Here is an 18,204-nt window from a genome sequence, read left to right on the forward strand (position 1 = left end):
AGTTAGCGGTCAACCAATTATCTATAATCTCCCTCCTAAATATGAAAACGATTCCAAACCGTTAACAATAGTTGACCAAAATTTTATCGAAAATCCACCTTGTGTCATTACGCCATTGGAAGCTAAAAAGCGTGGGTTTAATGTTAGAGAATTGGAAACTTATGATTCCTCATGGAGAGCAGTTATTTTTGCGCCATTAACGATAACTAATCCTTACATTTTCGATGCTATTATCCAATATTGTAAGGTGCAAAATGACATAGGTATTCGCTCTGTTATCCTTTGGGGCGCTGAACAAGCGTGCATCCCATTTGATAAAGTAGAGAATAAAAGAAATTCCTATCACTCGACTATCATTTGGGGCGCTGAGCAGGCATACTGTTTTGGTAAAAGGGTCGTGATTGATTTTAGTGGCACACCTTATCAAGTGGGTATGGGAATTTATGGAACAAATCAAGCTCAGCTAATTTATGGAGTAATGGATTTTGCAAAGATTGCTGTTGCAATGAATAGACAAGCCCCCGATACGGAAAAATTATTCGCACTGCGAAAACAATATTATTATTTCGATAGTCCAAAAGGGAGTCCTGTTATTGATGAATCTAAGCCTGGTATGATGTATTTGGATGAAGCTTTAAGAGCCGGGGTTTTTGAGGATGATAATTATCGGGCAATCAAGCAACTTGAAAAAATTACGCCGGATATGGGCGAAGTGTATGATGCCTCACTACTGATTATGGCATATATACAGCAGAAAAAACTAGATTATGCCATGGAGATATTGCAAAGAATCGATACTACTGAACTAAAACAGGTGTACCAAACAGCACAAAAACGCCTGCCACAATATCAAGAATACTGGCAGGAAAAGTTAGCCAAATTATAATTATTAAAAAGGCTTACTAATTGGGGCTTAAGCCCCAATTAACAGGATAAATTCAAATTATTCTAATAAATATAAAAAAGATAAGTATTAGGAAAACATAACACAATGAAAAAGTATTTAGAATATAGCGATCTACAGTCAAACAAATTTTGGTATATCACCCAACAAGCCGAATCGCTAACAATCGTATTTGGTAAGGTAGGGACAAAAGGACAAACACAAGTTAAAACGTTTTCTTCGCCTGCCGATGCGGAAAAAGAAGCCAACAAACTGATCAAATCAAAAATCAAAAAGGGCTATGAGGAAAAAGCAATCCCACCAGCGCTTGAACAATCAACCTGCACAGAAAAAACAATCATCAAAATGCCTGATGCTCCAAAACCAAAACAACACCCCAAACCCATTCCACCCAAAGATGTTATTGATGATGGTAAAGAAAAACCGTGGTTTAATCTTCAAGGATGGTCATATGGAGGTCGATCTAATCCATTTGGTTTTGAAGAGTTACGTAAGATGTCGTCTGAAAAAGTTACTCCTATTCAGCCACAACCAAAAGAAATTCATGCCTCGATTAAAAAAGAGACAGCCATCAAAACACCACAAGAACAAAAATTTGATAATTTAAAATTATTGTTACGAGGTTATATAAAGCAAGGTGAGCAGTTTGATATCGAAGCGACGTTTGAACAATTAAAAGCATTAAGCCCAAGCAATAATGAATTTCAAATTTTTATTAAAGAGATGCTTCTGCTCATTTTTTCAAAATTTATCAAGAATATTTCGCCTATTCACTTTGATTGCATTACGTATTTCTTGAGAATCAAAGATCCAAAAATTACTTTCAGCGGGCTCTTTGCCGAAGGAGTAATGAAATATATTTATAGCCACTACAAGACTCGCTCTGAATCAATCCATAGTCTGGCGGAACAATATCTTACCGATTATTCGGTACAAATGGTAAATAAAATAGTTAACGCATTACAATGCATTGTGAATACTATCCGAGCAGGTGGCGCAGATAATATCCCAGCTTACAAATTACCGAATCAAATTAATGGTTTTTATATTACTTTTGATTATAAAAATCGGGGAATGGATAAATTTCTAGAAATAAATTCTTTAACATATAAATGCAATCAAAAAACATATTATTCAGAAAATATAAATGAGCTTGAATATGATCCGGAAAGTTATTGTGATCAAATAAATAATCAATATTTTTTTCCACTACTTGCCGAAAAACTCCAAAAAATGCTAAACGATGGTTTTTTTGATGGTATTACTGATAATTATTTTAACATTGTAGTTTGTCAAATAAACAATATTATTATTGAAACACCACTTGAACCAAACTATGGACAAACAAGGTTATATGAGCTTGAAAGAGACCTAAAATATCTGGAGCAATCAGATGAATATGATGCAGATTTGTTAACTAATACTGTTGATAAATATTTTGCTTTTGATGGTATTGTAAGAACACATGATACAGATAGAATTTTAGTGTTACTAAAAAAATATCTTTATTCGGGTGAAAAAGAGGCTGAATCGAAAGGACGTTCTCTGTTAAGGAAATACGAAGATTTTGATTATAACAAATGGTGTTTAGTTGATTTACAGTTTGAATGGGAAAATTTTGGATTTAAATATGCTGATATACATATTCAAGACTTAGTTGATAAAGGATATGAGCCAGCAATTATTCAAAAACAAGCGTGGGAACAGCAGCTCATTAATGATTGCAAGCCAGAAAAAAAAGACTATTTAAGTAATCAATCAGAAACGGAGCGTTTTTATCATACTTTTTCTGAAAATGATATATTTTGTGAAACTGACACTATTATCGCCAGAGCCATGCCAACGGACGGTGAAATTTATTTACGCTTTAAACAAGAAAGCAAGCAGGCATATTCAGATGCACTTGATTATTTAAATGGCTTAATGAAAAAAGGTTATTCAAAAATATTTAAAGGGTATTGGCTTAGGATTTATTTTATTGCTAAACCAGAATACTATCCTGAATTAGCCAAGATTATTGAAGAATTTGAAACATTAGCCAGTGATTCACATGCCTTTTTCCGCAAAGCAGCGATGTACGAAAGTTTACATGATAAAATACGAGAATTTATTGAATTAACAATGGAGGTATCTCATTGTTGTTTAGATCTCCAAGATGAAGATAATTCTGTCGCTGGGACATTTGCTGCTATTGCCTTGGCAATGACGGATGTGAAACATATGGATATGGCAATTAAATTTGCGCTTGAGACCGATGATGAACACGATTTTTTTGCAAGTTATTTTGGTGGTGTTCTTGAAAAATATTGGGGTATTACGCCTGAAACAGCAGTTGCGATTGCATTATTGCAGTTAAGTCAACAAGATCCCCCTGATTTATCCAGTCAATTTTATAAAATACCGCAAAATCTTGCTGAGCTAGCTGATTATTTTAATAGCTGTGATATCCCCTTTAAAAGTCGCAAAATTATTACCTTGGTAGAATGTCTTTGGGGGGATGGCAAATATAGCTTGAAGAAGTTAAAAAATTTGTTCAATCGTGCAACTGATCCTTTAGCAAAAGAGATTTATGCTGATTTTCATAATTTAGTTTTAGACGCTCTTGAGGAAGAAAGAGAAGGTAGTGGTCAACCAATTATCTATAATCTCCCACCTAAATATGAAAGCGAATCTGAACCGTTAACAATAGTTGACCAAGATTTTATTGAAAATCCACCATGTGTTATTACACCATTGCAAGCTAAAAAACGCGGGTTTGATGTTAGAGAATTGGAAACTTGTGATTCCTCATGGATAGCCGTTATTTTTGCCCCATTAACGATAACTAATCCCTATATTTTCGACGCTATTATCCAATATTATAAGGTGCGAAATGACATAGGTGCCCGCTCTGTTATCATTTGGGGCGCTGAAAAAGCTTACTGTTTTGGTAAAAGGGTCGTGATTGATTTTAGTGGCACACCTTATCAAGTGGGTATGGGAATTTATGGTAAAAACCAAGCTCAGCTAATTTATGGTGTAATGGATTTTGCTAAGATTGCTGTTGCAATGAATAGACAAGCCCCCGATACGGAAAAATTATTCGCACTGCGAAAACAACACTATTACTTCGACAGTCCCAAAGGAAGCCCAAACATTGATAAATCCAAGCCCGGTATAATGCATTTGGATGCGGCTTTAGCCGCCGGGATTTATAAGGATGATAATTATCGGGCAATCAAGCAGCTTGAAAAAATCACCCCGGATATGGGCGAAGTGTATGATGCCTCACTACTGTTTAGGACATACATGATGCAGAAAAAACTAGATTATGCCATGGGGAAACTGCACAAAAAACTCGATAATAGTGAACTAAAACAGGTGTACCAAACAGCACAAAAACGCCTGCCACAATATCAAGAATACTGGCAGGAAAAGTTAGCGAAATTATAAAAAATAGGATTATAGAAAGGGGCTTATGCCCCAAAAAACAATAGGATAAATTTAATTTATTCTGATAAATATAAAAAAGATAAGTATTAGGAAAACATAACACAATGAAAAAGTATCTAGAATATAGCGATTTACAATCAAACAAATTTTGGTATATCACCCAACAAGACGAATCGCTAACAATCGTATTTGGTAAGATAGGGACAAAAGGACAAACACAAGTTAAAACGTTTTCTTCGCCTTACGATGCGGAAAAAGAAGCCAACAAACTGATCAAATCGAAAATCAAAAAGGGCTATGAGGAAAAAGCGATCCCACCAACGCTTGAACAATCAACCTGCACAGAAAAAACAATCATCAAAATGCTCGATGCCCCAAAACCGAAATATCACCCAAAACCGATTCCTCCCAAAGATGTGATTGATGACGGTAAAGAAAAACCATGGTTTTACCTCGACGAATGGGTTGGTGAAGGTCAACCTAACCCATTTGATTTTGACGAGTTACGTAAAATTCCGCCTAAAAAAGTTGCTCCAGTTAAACAACCACCAAAACAAAGTGATGCACCGATCAAAAAAGAGACAGTCACTAAAACACCACAAGAACAAGAATTTGATAACTTAAAAGTTTTGTTACGAAAATATATTAAAGACGGTGAGCAGTTCGATATCGAAGCGACGTTTGAACAATTAAAAGTGTTGAGTCCAAGTACTAAGGTATTTCAAACGTTAGTTAAAGATACTTTAGAAGTTATTTTTTCAAAATTCATCAATAAAATATCCTCAATGCATTTTGATTGTATAACCTATCTTTTAACAATCAAAGATACCAACATTGTAGTGAAAGATTTTTATGCTCAAGGGGTATTAAAATATATTTATGACAATTATCAAACCCGTCCCGATTCAATTCATCGCCTGGCTGAAGAATATCTTAACGATTATCCAGTACAAATGGCAGATAAAATAGCCAGTACGTTACAACACATTGTTGACTCTATTCGAGCTGGTGGTGAAGATAATATTCCAGCTTTCAAATTACCGAATCATACCTATGGTTTTTATATCACCTTCGATGAAAAATATCTGAAAATATACGCTTTAAATCGAGATAGAAACCCAAAAAGTTATCAATCATTTGCTATTAGTGATATTGAGTATAATGAGCCTCAGTATAGTGATCAGATAAATAATCAATATTTTGTGCCACTACTTACCGAAAAACTCCAGAAAATGCTGGATAATGGTTTTTTTGAAGGTATTACAGATCATTATTTTAGAATTGCTTTTTGCGATGAGGACAATATTTTCATTGAAACACCAATAGAACAAACCTACCGACAAACCAAGATACTTGAGCTTGAAAGAGACCTAAAATATCTGGAGCAATCAGATGAATATGATGTAGATTTGCTAACTGACACGATTGACGAATATTTTGCCTATAATGGCGTTATTGATCATTATGATACCGATAGAATTTTAGCATTATTAAAAAAATATCTTTATTCAGGTGAAAAAGAGGCTGAATCTAAAGGACGTTCTCTGTTATGGAAACACACCCATGTTGATTTTAAAAAATGGTGGTTAGTTTATTTACAGTTTGAATGGGAAAATTTTGGATTTAAATATGCTGATATACATATTCAAGACTTAGTTGATAAAGGATATGAACCAGCAATTCTACAAAAACAAGCGTGGGATAAGCTGGGCATTATTGATAGTAAGTCAGGAAAAAAAGACAATTCAGACAATCAATCAGAAACCGAACGTTTTTATGATACTTTTACTGAAAATGATGTTTTTTGTGAAACTGACACCATTATCGCCAGAGCCATGCCAACGGGTGGTGAAATTTACTTACGCTTCAAACAAGAAAGTGAACAGGCCTATTCGGAGGCGCTTGATTATTTAAATGGCTTAATGGCAAAAGGTTATTCAAATATATTTGAGGGGCATTGGCTTCATATTTATTTTGTTGCCAAGCCTGAATACTATTCTGAATTCGCTAAATACGTTGAAGAATATGAAGACTTTGAAGAATTAGAGCTAGGGGCAGGAGGAATCGCTTGTTGTTCACATGTCTTTTTCCGCAAAGCAGCCATGTACGAAAGTTTACATGATAAAATTCGAGAGTTTGTTGACTTAACCATGTATGAATTTGATTATAGTTTTGATTTACAAGATGAATATAATTCAGTCGCCGGGGCATTTGCTGCTATTGCCCTGGCAATGACGGATGTGAAACATATGGATTTGGCTATTAAATTTGCACTTGAAACTGATGGTGACCATGAATATTTGGCAGGTAATTTTGGTATTGTTCTTGAAAAATATTGGGGTATTACGCCCGAAACTGCGGTTGCGATTGCTTTATTGCAATTAACTCATGGTCAACATATGTCTGAATTATCCAGTCAATTTTATAAAATTCCGCAAAATTTAGCTAGTTTTACGGATTATTACAGTATGAACGAGCCAAAAAATCCATATTGTAAATTGAGTTATTTAGTAAAATATCTTTTTGGTGAACCTCGTTATAGTCTTAAAAAGTTAAAAAAATTATTTAATAATGCGACAGATCCGCAAGAAAAGTTGATATATGCAGATTTTCATGATTTAGCTTTAGAAGCTCTTAAGGAAGAAGGAGAAGGTAGCGGTCAACCAATTATTTATAATATCTCACCTAAGCCAGAAAGCGATGCCGAACCGCTAATCATTAATGAGCAAGATTTTATCGAAAATCCACCTTGTGTCATTACGCCATTGGAAGCTAAAAAACGCGGGTTTGATCTCGATGAATTAGATTCTGATGGTTCATCGTGTGAAGCATTTGTTTTTGCCCCATTAACGATAACTAATCCTTATCTATTTGACCATCTGATTGAATTTATTAAATCTAGGAAAAAAATAACCGCTAACTCATCTATCATCTGGGGCGCTGAACAAGCGTACCGTTTTGGTAAAAAGGTTGTGATTGATTTCAGTGGTACCCCCTATCAAGTGGGTATGGGCATTTATGGTAAAAACCAAGCTCAGCTAATTTATGGAGTAATGGATTTTGCTAAGATTGTAGAAGCAATGAACAAAAAAGAGCCCGATAAAGAGAATTTATACGCACTGCGAAAACAATACTATTACTTCGATAGTCCCAAAGGAAGCCCAAACATTGATTACTCTAAGCCCGGTATAATGTATTTGGATGAGGCTTTAGGCGCTGGGGTTTTGAAGGATGATAATTATCGGGCAATCAAACAGCTTGAAAAAATCACCCCAGATATGGGCGAAGTCTATGATGCCTCACTACTGTTTAGGGCATATATGCAGCAAAAAAAACTAGATTATGCCATGGAGAAACTGCAAAGAAAACTCGATACTACTGAACTAAAACAGGTGTACCAAACAGCGCAAAAACGCCTGCCACAATATCAAGAATACTGGCAGGAAAAGTTAGCGAAATTATAAAAAATAGGATTATAGAAAGGGGCTTATGCCCCAAAAAACAATAGGATAAATTCAATTTATTCTGATAAATATAAAAAAGATAAGTATTAGGTAAACATAACACAATGAAAAAGTATCTAGAATATAGCGATTTACAATCAAACAAATTTTGGTATATCGAGCAAAAAGATAACCTTTACACGGTGCTTTATGGTGCGGTTGGAACCGAAGGGCAAAAGAATACTAAGACCTTTGCCTCGCAGGAAGAAGCAGAAAATGAAGCTGTCAAAATAATAACATCAAAAATAAAAAAGGGTTATCAAGAAAAAACCATACCAGCAACCCTATTGCCCGCGATAGCCCGATTGAGTCAAATTATCAAAATGCCCGATGCCCCAAAACCGAAATACCATCCAAAACCGATTCCACCTAAAGATGTGATTGATGACGGTAAAGAAAAACCATGGTTTTACCTCGACGAATGGGTTGGTGAAGGTCAACCTAACCCATTTGATTTTGACGAGTTACGTAAAGTTCCGCCTAAAAAAGTTGCTCCAGTTAAACAACCACCAAAACAAAGTAATGCCCCGATTAAAAAAGAGACAGTCACCAAAACACCACAAGAACAAGAATTTGATAACTTAAAAGTTTTGTTACGAAAATATATAAAGCAAGGTGAGCAGTTCGATATTGAAGCTAAGTTCGAACAATTAAAAGCGTTAAGTCCAAACAATAAGGAATTTCAAATTTTCATCAAAGATATGCTTCAAATGATATTTTCAAAATTTATGAAGAAAATATCACCTATTCACTTTGATTGCATTCCTTATCTTTTGAGAATCAGAGATCCAGAAATTCTCTTCCAAGAAATCTTTGCGCAAGGTGTGATGAAATATATTTATGACCGTTATCAGACTCATGCCGAATCAATCCATCAGCTGGCTGAACAATATCTTACCGATTATCCGGTACAAATGGTGGATAAAATAGTTAACGCATTACAGAGTATTTTTGAAACTACCCAGACAGGAGGTGAAAAAAATATTTCAGCTAACAAATTCCCTAAAAATGTTTGTGGTTTTTATATTACCTTTGATTATAAACTGCTAGAAATTTATGCTTTATTATATGAACGAAATTCCAAACGCTATTATTCAGAAAGTCTAAATGAGCTAGAATATGATGGGACTAGTTATGGCGTTGAGATAAATAATCAATACTTTGTTCCATTACTTACCGAAAAACTTCAAAAAATGCTGGATGATGGTTTTTTTGGTGGTATGACTGATAAATATTTCAGAATTGCCCTTTTCCAAACAGATAATATTCTTATTGAAATACCAATAGAACAAACCTACCGACAAACAAGGATATTTAAGCTTGAAAGCGACCTAAAATATCTCGAGCAATCAGAAGAATATTATGCAGATTTGCTAACTGACACGGTTGAGGAATATTTTGCCTTTAATGGCGTTATTGAGCAATACGATACCGATAGAATATTAGCATTACTAAAAAAATATATTTATTCATGTGAAAAAGAGGCTGAATCGGAAGGACGTTCTCTGTTAAGGAAATACAAAGATTTTGATTATAACAAATGGAGTTTAGTTTCTTTACAGTTTGAATGGGAAAATTTTAGTTATAAATATGCTTATAACGGTGTTGAATGCTTAGTTGATAAAGGATATGAACCAGCAATTATACAAAAACAAGCATGGGATAAACTGGGCATTATTGATAACAAGCCTGATATTAAACCAGAAAAAAAAGACGATCCAGACGATCAATCAGAAACCGAACGTTTTTATGATACTTTTACTGAAACTGATGTTTTTTGTGAAACTGACACTATTATCGCCAGAGCCATGCCAACTGACGGAGAAATTTATTTACGCTTTAAACAAGAAAGCGAACAGGCATATTCCGATGCGCTTGATTATTTAAATAACTTAATGGCAAAAGGTTATTCAAATATATTTGAGGGGCATTGGCTTCATATTTATTTTGTTGCCAAGCCTGAATACTATTCTGAATTCGCTAAATACGTTAAAAAATATGTACACTTTGAAGAATTAGAGCTAGGGGCAGGAGGAATAGCTTGTTGTTCACATGTCTTTTTCCGCAAAGCAGCCATGTACGAAAGTTTACATGATAAAATAAGAGAGTTTGTTGACTTAACCATGTATGAACTTGATTATAGTTTTGATTTACAAGATGAATATAATTCAGTCGCCGGAGCATTTGCTGCTATTGCCCTGGCAATGACGGATGTGAAATATATGGATTTGGCAATAAAATTTGCACTTGAAACCGATGGTGACCATGAATATTTGGCAGGTAATTTTGGTATTGTTCTTGAAAAATATTGGGGTATTACGCCCGAAACTGCGGTTGCGATTGCTTTATTGCAATTAACTCAAGGTCAACATATGTCTGAATTATCCAGTCAATTTTATAAAATTCCGCAAAATTTAGCTAGTTTGACCGATTATTACAGTATGAACGAGCCAAAAAATCCATATTGTAAATTGAGTTATTTAGTAAAATATCTTTTTGGTGAACCTCGTTATAGTCTTAAAAAGTTAAAAAAATTATTTAATAATGCGACGGATCCGCAAGAAAAGTTGATATATGCAGATTTTCATGATTTAGTTTTAGAAGCTCTTAAGGATGAAGATGAAGTTAGCGGTCAACCAATTATTTATAACATCTCATCTAAGCCAGAAAGCGATTCCGAACCGTTAATCATCGATGAGCAAGATTTTATCGAAAATCCACCTTGTGTCATTACGCCATTGGAAGCTAAAAAACGTGGGTTTAATATCGATGAATTAGATTCTGATGGTTCATCGTGGGAAGCATTTGTTTTTGCCCCATTAACGATAACTAATCCTTATCTATTTGACCATCTGATTGAATTTATTAAACCTAGGAAAAAAATAACCGCTAACTCATCTATCATTTGGGGCGCTGGACAAGCGTACCGTTTTGGTCAAAAGGTCGTGATTGATTTTAGTGGCACACCTTATCAAGTGGGTATGGGAATTTATGGTAAAAACCAAGCTCAGCTAATTTATGGAGTAATGGATTTTGCTAAGATTGCAGATGCAATGAACAAAAAAGAGCCCGATAAAGAAAAATTATACGCACTGCGAAAACAATACTATTACTTCGATAGTCCCAAAGGAAGCCCAAACATTGATTACTCTAAGCCCGGTATGATGTATTTGGATGAGGCTTTAGGCGCTGGGGTTTTGAAGGATGATAATTATCGGGCAATCAAACAGCTTGAAAAAATCACCCCGGATATGGGCGAAGTCTATGATGCCTCACTACTGTTTATGGCATATATGCTGCAGAAAAAACAAGATTATGCATTGGAGAGAATGGAAAGACAACTCGATACTACTGAACTAAAACAGGTGTACCAAACAGCGCAAAAACGCCTGCCACAATATCAAGAATACTGGCAGAAAAAGTTAGCGGAATTATAAAAAGGGGCTTATGCCCCAAAAACAATAGGATAAGTTTCATTTATTCTCATAAATATAATTAATAAAATAAGTATAAGGAAAACATAAAACAATGAACCAATATTTTGAATGCATTGATGAAGAGAATAATAAATTTTGGTATATTGAGCAAAAAGATAACCTTTACACGGTGCTTTACGGTGCGGTTGGAACCGAAGGGCAAAAGCACACTAAGACCTTTGCCTCGCAAGCGGAAGCAGAAAAAGAAGCCTGCAAAATAATAAAATCAAAAATTAAAAAGGGTTACCAAGAAAAAACCATACCAACAACCCTATTACCAGCGATAGCCCGATTAAGTCAAATTATCAAAATGCCCGATGCCCCAAAACCGAAATACCACCCAAAACCAATTCCACCTAAAGATATGATTGATGACGGTAAAGAAAAACCATGGTTTGACCTCGACGAATGGGTTGGTGAAGATCAACCTAACCCATTTGATTTTGACGAGTTACGTAAAGTTCCGCCTAAAAAAGTTGCTCCAGTTAAACAACCACCAAAACAAAGTAATGCGCCGTTCAAAAAAGAGACAATCACTAAAACACCACAAGAACAAGAATTTGATAACTTAAAAATATTGTTACGAAACTATATAAAGCAAGGTGAGCAATTCGATATCGAAGCGACATTTGAACAATTAAAAGCATTAAGTCCAAATGATCTTAAATTTCAAATTTTTATCAGAGAGATGCTTCAACTCATTTTTTCAAAACTTATGAAGAACATCTCACCTATGCATTTTGATTGCATTACTTATCTTTTGAAAATTAGAGATCCAGAAAATAAATTTGTAGGCATCTTTGCCCAAGGCGTGATGAAATATATTTATGACCACAACAAGACTCACGTCGAATCAATCCATCGTCTGGCTGAACAATATCTTACCGATTATCCGATACAAATGGTGGATAAAATAGTTAACGCATTACAGAGCATTTTTGATACTACTCAGGCAGAAGATGAAAAAAATATTCCAGCTAACAAATTCCCTGAAAATGTTTGTGGCTTTAATATCACCTTTGATTATAAAACGCTGGAAATCTATGCTTTATTCAATGAACGAAATTCCAAACGCTATTATTCAGAAAGTATAAATGAGCTAGAATATAATGCGAGTATTTATGGTGTTGAGATAAATAATCAATATTTAGTTCCACTACTTACCGAAAAACTTCAAAAAATGCTGGATGATGGTTTTTTTGGTGATATGACTAGTAAATATTTCAGAATTAGTCTTTGTCAACCGGATAATATTCTTATCGAAACACCAATAGAACAAACCTACCGACAAACCAAGATACTTGAGCTTGAAAGCGACCTAAAATATCTGGAGCAATCAGAAGAATATCATGCAGATTTGCTAACTAACACGGTTGAGGAATATTTTGCCTTCAATGGCATTATTGATCATTATGATACCGATAGAATTTTAGCATTATTAAAAAAATATCTTTATTCGGGTGAAAAAGAGGCTGAATCGAAGGGACGTTCTTTGTTAAGGAAATACGAAGATTTTGATTATAACAAATGGCGTTTAGTTGATTTACAGTTTGAATGGGCAAATTTTGGATTTAAATATGCTGATATACATATTCAACCCTTAGTTGATAAAGGATATGAACCAGCAATTCTACAAAAACAAGCGTGGGATAAGCTGGGCATTATTGATAGTAAGTTAGGAAAAAAAGACAATTCAGACAATCAATCAGAAACCGAACGTTTTTATGATACTTTTACTGAAACTGATGTTTTTTGTGAAACTGACACCATTATCGCCAGAGCCATGCCTACGGGCGGTGAAATTTACTTACGCTTCAAACAAGAAAGTGAACAGGCATATTCCGATGCGCTTGATTATTTAAATAACTTAATGGCAAAAGGTTATTCAAAAATATTTGAGGGGCATTGGCTTCATATTTATTTTGTTGCCAAGCCTGAATACTATTCTGAATTCGCTAAATACGTTAAAAAATATGTACACTTTGAAGAATATGAACTAGGGATGGGGATAGCTTGTTGTTCACATGTTTTTTTCCGCAAAGCAGCGATGTACGAAAGTTTACATGATAAAATTCGAGAGTTTGTTGACTTAACCATGTATGAACTTGATTATAGTTTTGATTTACAAGATGAATATAGTTCAGTCGCCGGGGCATTTGCTGCTATTGCCCTGGCAATGACGGATGTGAAACATATGGATTTGGCTATTAAATTTGCACTTGAAACCGATGGTGACCATGAATATTTGGCAGGTAATTTTGGTATTGTTCTTGAAAAATATTGGGGTATTACGCCCGAAACAGCGGTTGCGATTGCGCTATTGCAATTAACTCAAGGTCAACATATGTCTGAATTATCCAGTCAATTTTATAAAATTCCGCAAAATTTAGCTAGTTTTACGGATTATTACAGAAGGAATGAGCCAAAAAATCCATATTGTAAATTGACTTATTTAGTAAAATATCTTTTTGGTGAACCTGGTGATAGTCTTAAAAAGTTAAAAAAATTATTTAATAATGCGACGGATCCGCAAGAAAAGTTGATATATGCAGATTTTCATGATTTAGTTTTAGAAGCTCTTAAGGATGAAGATGAAGTTAGCGGTCAACCAATTATTTATAACATCTCACCTAAGCCAGAAAGCGATGCCGAATCGCTAATCATTAATGAGCAAGATTTTATCGAAAATCCACCTTGTATCATTACACCATTGCAAGCTAAAAAGCGCGGGTTTGATGTTAGGGAATTGGAAACTTATGATTCCCCATGGAGAGCAGTAATTTTTTCCCCATTAACGATAACGAATCCCTACATTTTCGACGCTATTATCCAATTTCATAAAGTGCAAAATAACATAGGTGTCCGCTCTGTTATCATTTGGGGCACTGAACAAGCGTACTGTTTTGGTAAAAAGGTCGTGATTGATTTCAGTGGCGCTCCCTATCAAGTGGGTATGGGAATTTATGGTAAAAACCAAGCTCAGCTAATTTATGGAGTAATGGATTTTGCAAAGATTGCTGTTGCAATGAACAAACAAGCGCCCGATAAAGAGAAATTATACGCACTAAGAAAACAACACTATTACTTCGATAGTCCCAAAGGAAGCCCAAACATTGACAGAACCAAGCCCGGTATAATGTATTTGGATGAAGCTTTAGTCGCCGGAATTTTTAATGATAATAATTATCGGGCAATCAAACAGCTTGAAAAAATCACCCCGGATATGGGCGAAGTCTATGATGCCTCACTGCTGTTTAGGGCATATATGCAGCATAAAAAACTAGATTATGCATTGGAGAGAATGGAAAGAAAACTCGATACTACTGAACTAAAACAGGTGTACCAAACAGCACAAAAACGCCTGCCACAATATCAAGAATACTGGCAGGAAAAGTTAGCCAAATTATAAAAAATAAAATCATAAAAAGGGGCTTATGCCCCAATAAACAGGATAAATTCAAATTATTCTGATAAATATAAAAAAGATAAGTATAAGGAGAGCATAAAACAATGAATCAATATTTTGAATGCATTGATGAAGTGAATAATAAATTTTGGTATATTGAGCAAAAAGATAACCTTTACACGGTGCTTTACGGTGCGGTTGGAACCGAAGGGCAAAAGCACACTAAGACTTTTGCCTCGCAAGCGGAAGCAGAAAAAGAAGCCTGCAAAATAATAAAATCAAAAATTAAAAAGGGTTACCAAGAAAAAACCATACCAACAACCCTATTGCCCGCGATAGCCCGATTAAGTCAAATTGTCAAAATGCCCGACGCCCCAAAACCGAAAAACCACCCCAAACCCACAACACCCAAAGATGTGATTGATGACGGTAAAGAAAAACCGTGGTTTGACCTCGACGAATGGGTTGATGAAGGTAAACCTAATCCATTTGATTTTGAAGAGTTACGTAAAGTTCCGCCTAAAAAAGTTGCTCCAGTTAAACAACCACCAAAACAAAGTAATACCCCCATTAAAAAAGAGACAGTCACCAAAACACCACAAGAACAAAAATTTGATAACTTAAAAGTTTTGTTACGAAAATATATTAAAGAAGGTGAGCAGTTCGATATCGAAGCGACGTTTGGACAATTAAAAGTGTTGAGTCCAAGTACTGAGATATTTCAAACGTTAGTTAAAGATACTCTTGAAGTTATTTTTTCAAAATTCATCAATAAAATATCCTCAATGCATTTTGATTGTATAACCTATCTTCTAGCAATCAAAGATACCAACATTGTAGTGAAAGATTTTTATGCTCAAGGGGTATTAAAATATATTTATGACAATCATCGAACCCGTCCCGATTCAATTCATCGCCTGGCTGAAGAATATCTTAACGATTATCCAGTACAAATGGCAGATAAAATAGCCAACACGTTACAACACATTGTTGACACTATTCGAGCTGGTGGTGAAGATAATATTCCAGCTTTTAAATTACCGAATCATGTTTATGGTTTTTATATTACCTTTGATGAAGGATATCTAAGAATACTCGCTTTAATTCGAGGCGAGAATCCAAAAAGTTATCGATCATTTGCTATCAATGATCTAGAGTATAATGCGCCTCAGTATAGTGATCAGATAAATAATCAATATTTTATCCTACTACTTACCGAAAGACTCCAGAAAATGCTGGATAATGGTTTTTTTGAAGGTATTACAGATCATTATTTTAGAATTGCTTTCTGCAATAAGGACAATATTTTCATTGAAACACCAATAGAACAAACCTACCAACAAACAAAGATACTTGAGCTTGAAAGAGATCTGAAAAATCTGGAGCAATCAGATGAATACGATGTAGATTTGCTAACTGACACTGTAGAAGAATATTTTGCTTATAATAGAATCATTGAGCAATACGATACCGATAGAATTTTAGCATTATTAAAAAAATATCTTTATTCAGGTGAAAAAGAGGCTGAATCTACAGGACGTTCTCTGTTATGGAAACACACTCATGTTGATTTTAAAAAATGGTGGTTAGTTTATTTACAGTTTGAATGGGAAAATTTTGAATTTAAATATGCTGATATATATATTCAAGACTTAGTTGATAAAGGATATGAACCAGCAATTCTACAAAAACAAGCGTGGGATAAGCTGGGCATTAGAGATAGTAAGTCAGGAAAAAAAGACGATTCAGACAATCAATCAGAAACCGAACGTTTTTATGATACTTTTACTGAAACTGATGTATTTTGTGAAACTGACACCATTATCGCCAGAGCCATGCCATGGGGCGGTGAAATTTACTTACGCTTTAAACAAGAAAGTGAACAGGCATATTCCGATGCGCTTGATTATTTAAATAGCTTAATGGCAAAAGGTTATTCAAAAATATTTGAGGGTTATTGGCTTCATATTTATTTTGTTGCCAAGCCTGAATACTATCCTGAATTTGCTCGCATTATCAAACAATACCCTGGGCTGGCGAGTAATTCACATGCCTTTTTCCGCAAAGCTGCCATGTATGAAAGCTTACATGATAAAATTCGAGAGTTTGTTGAATTAACTATGTATCAATATCACTACAGTTTAGATTTACAGGATGAAGAATCATCGGTGGCGGGAGCATTTGCCGCCATTTCACTTGCCATGACCGATGTGAAATATATGGATGTGGCAATCAAATATGCTAATGAAACTGACGGTGAACATGAATTTTTAGCAAGCCGTTTTAGCAATATTCTTGCAAAACACTGGGGTATAACACCAGAAACAGCGGTCGCAATTGCCTTGTTAAAATTGAGTTTTGACTGGTTATCTGGTGGTTTATCAAGTCAATATTATAAAGTACCACAGAATCTTGCTGCATTAACTGAATTTTTCCAACATGGTTCAATGTACCATAATAGTAATAAGATTATAGAGATTGCCAGCCGTTTATTTTGGTTTGGCTTTGAAGATGATACGGATATAAAAAGTATAAAAGCTTTAAGAAAAATTAAAGAGTTATTTAATTCTGCTAGCGATTTCGACGAAAAACTAATTTATGCTGATTTTCATGATCTGGTTTGGGAAGCATTGAATGAAAAAAATAAAGCGGTGGGTAATAAAATTGAATTTACACCACCTAAACCAAAAAGCGATTCCGAAACGTTAATCATCGATGAGCAAGATTTTATCGAAAATCCAACTTGTATCATTACACCATTACAAGCTAAAAAACGCGGGTTTGATGTTGGTGAATTGCAAACTTATGATTCCCCATGGAGAGCAATTATTTTTGCACCATTAACGATAACGAATCCCTACATTTTCGACGCTATTATCCAATTTTATAAAGTGCAGAATAAAATAAATCCCGAGTCTACTATTATTTGGGGTGGAGAACAGGCGTATTGCTTTGGAAAAAAAATCGTGATTGATTTCAGTGGCACCCCTTATCAGGTGGGTATGGGAATTTATGGTAAAAACCAAGCTCAACTAATTTATGGTGTAATGGATTTTGCTAAGATTGCTGTTGCAATGAACAAACAAGCGCCTGATAAAGAAAAATTACTCGCACTGCGAAAACAACACTATTACTTCGATAGTCCCAAAGGAAGCCCAAACATTGATAAATCCAAGCTTGGTATAATGTATTTGGATGAAGCTTTAGTCGCCGGAATTTTTAATGATAATAATTATCGGGCAATCAAACAGCTTGAAAAAATCACACCAGATATGGGCGAAGTGTATGATGCCTCATTATTGTTTATGGCATATATGCAGCAGAAAAAACTAGATTATGCCATGGAGAAACTACAAAGAAAACTCGATACTACTGAACTAAAACAGGTGTACCAAACAGCACAAAAACGCCTGCCACAATATCAACAATACTGGCAGGAAAAGTTAGCGAAATTATAAAAAAATAGGCTTATCAAAGGGATAG

The 18,204-nt window shown here is 34.8% G+C and carries 6 protein-coding genes; all 6 read left to right on the forward strand.

Annotated elements, in window-relative coordinates; genetic code table 11:
* A partial coding sequence (locus ACKJXD_RS03590; protein WP_430875551.1) for a hypothetical protein occupies nucleotides 1-886 on the forward strand: 886 nt, incomplete at its 5' end.
* Nucleotides 887-991: 105 nt separating this feature from the next.
* Complete coding sequence (locus ACKJXD_RS03595) at nucleotides 992-4,336, forward strand: DUF6138 family protein (protein WP_430875552.1); 3,345 nt, start codon at nucleotides 992-994, stop codon at nucleotides 4,334-4,336.
* A gap of 104 nt (nucleotides 4,337-4,440) precedes the next feature.
* On the forward strand, nucleotides 4,441-7,800 hold the full coding sequence (locus ACKJXD_RS03600) for a DUF6138 family protein (protein ID WP_430875553.1): 3,360 nt from the start codon (nucleotides 4,441-4,443) through the stop codon (nucleotides 7,798-7,800).
* Nucleotides 7,801-7,904: 104 nt separating this feature from the next.
* Nucleotides 7,905-11,276 (forward strand): DUF6138 family protein, encoded by a 3,372-nt coding sequence (locus tag ACKJXD_RS03605; protein WP_430875554.1) that lies wholly within the window; start codon nucleotides 7,905-7,907, stop codon nucleotides 11,274-11,276.
* Nucleotides 11,277-11,367: 91 nt separating this feature from the next.
* A complete protein-coding gene (locus ACKJXD_RS03610; RefSeq protein WP_430875555.1) occupies nucleotides 11,368-14,724 on the forward strand; it encodes a DUF6138 family protein in 3,357 nt (1,118 codons plus the stop codon).
* Between the two features lie 101 nt (nucleotides 14,725-14,825).
* A complete protein-coding gene (locus ACKJXD_RS03615) occupies nucleotides 14,826-18,179 on the forward strand; it encodes a DUF6138 family protein (RefSeq protein WP_430875556.1) in 3,354 nt (1,117 codons plus the stop codon).
* The last annotated feature ends 25 nt before the right edge of the window (nucleotides 18,180-18,204 follow it).

The sequence above is a fragment of the Gilliamella sp. G0441 genome (assembly GCF_050589305.1).
Taxonomy (GTDB): Bacteria; Pseudomonadota; Gammaproteobacteria; order Enterobacterales; family Orbaceae; genus Gilliamella.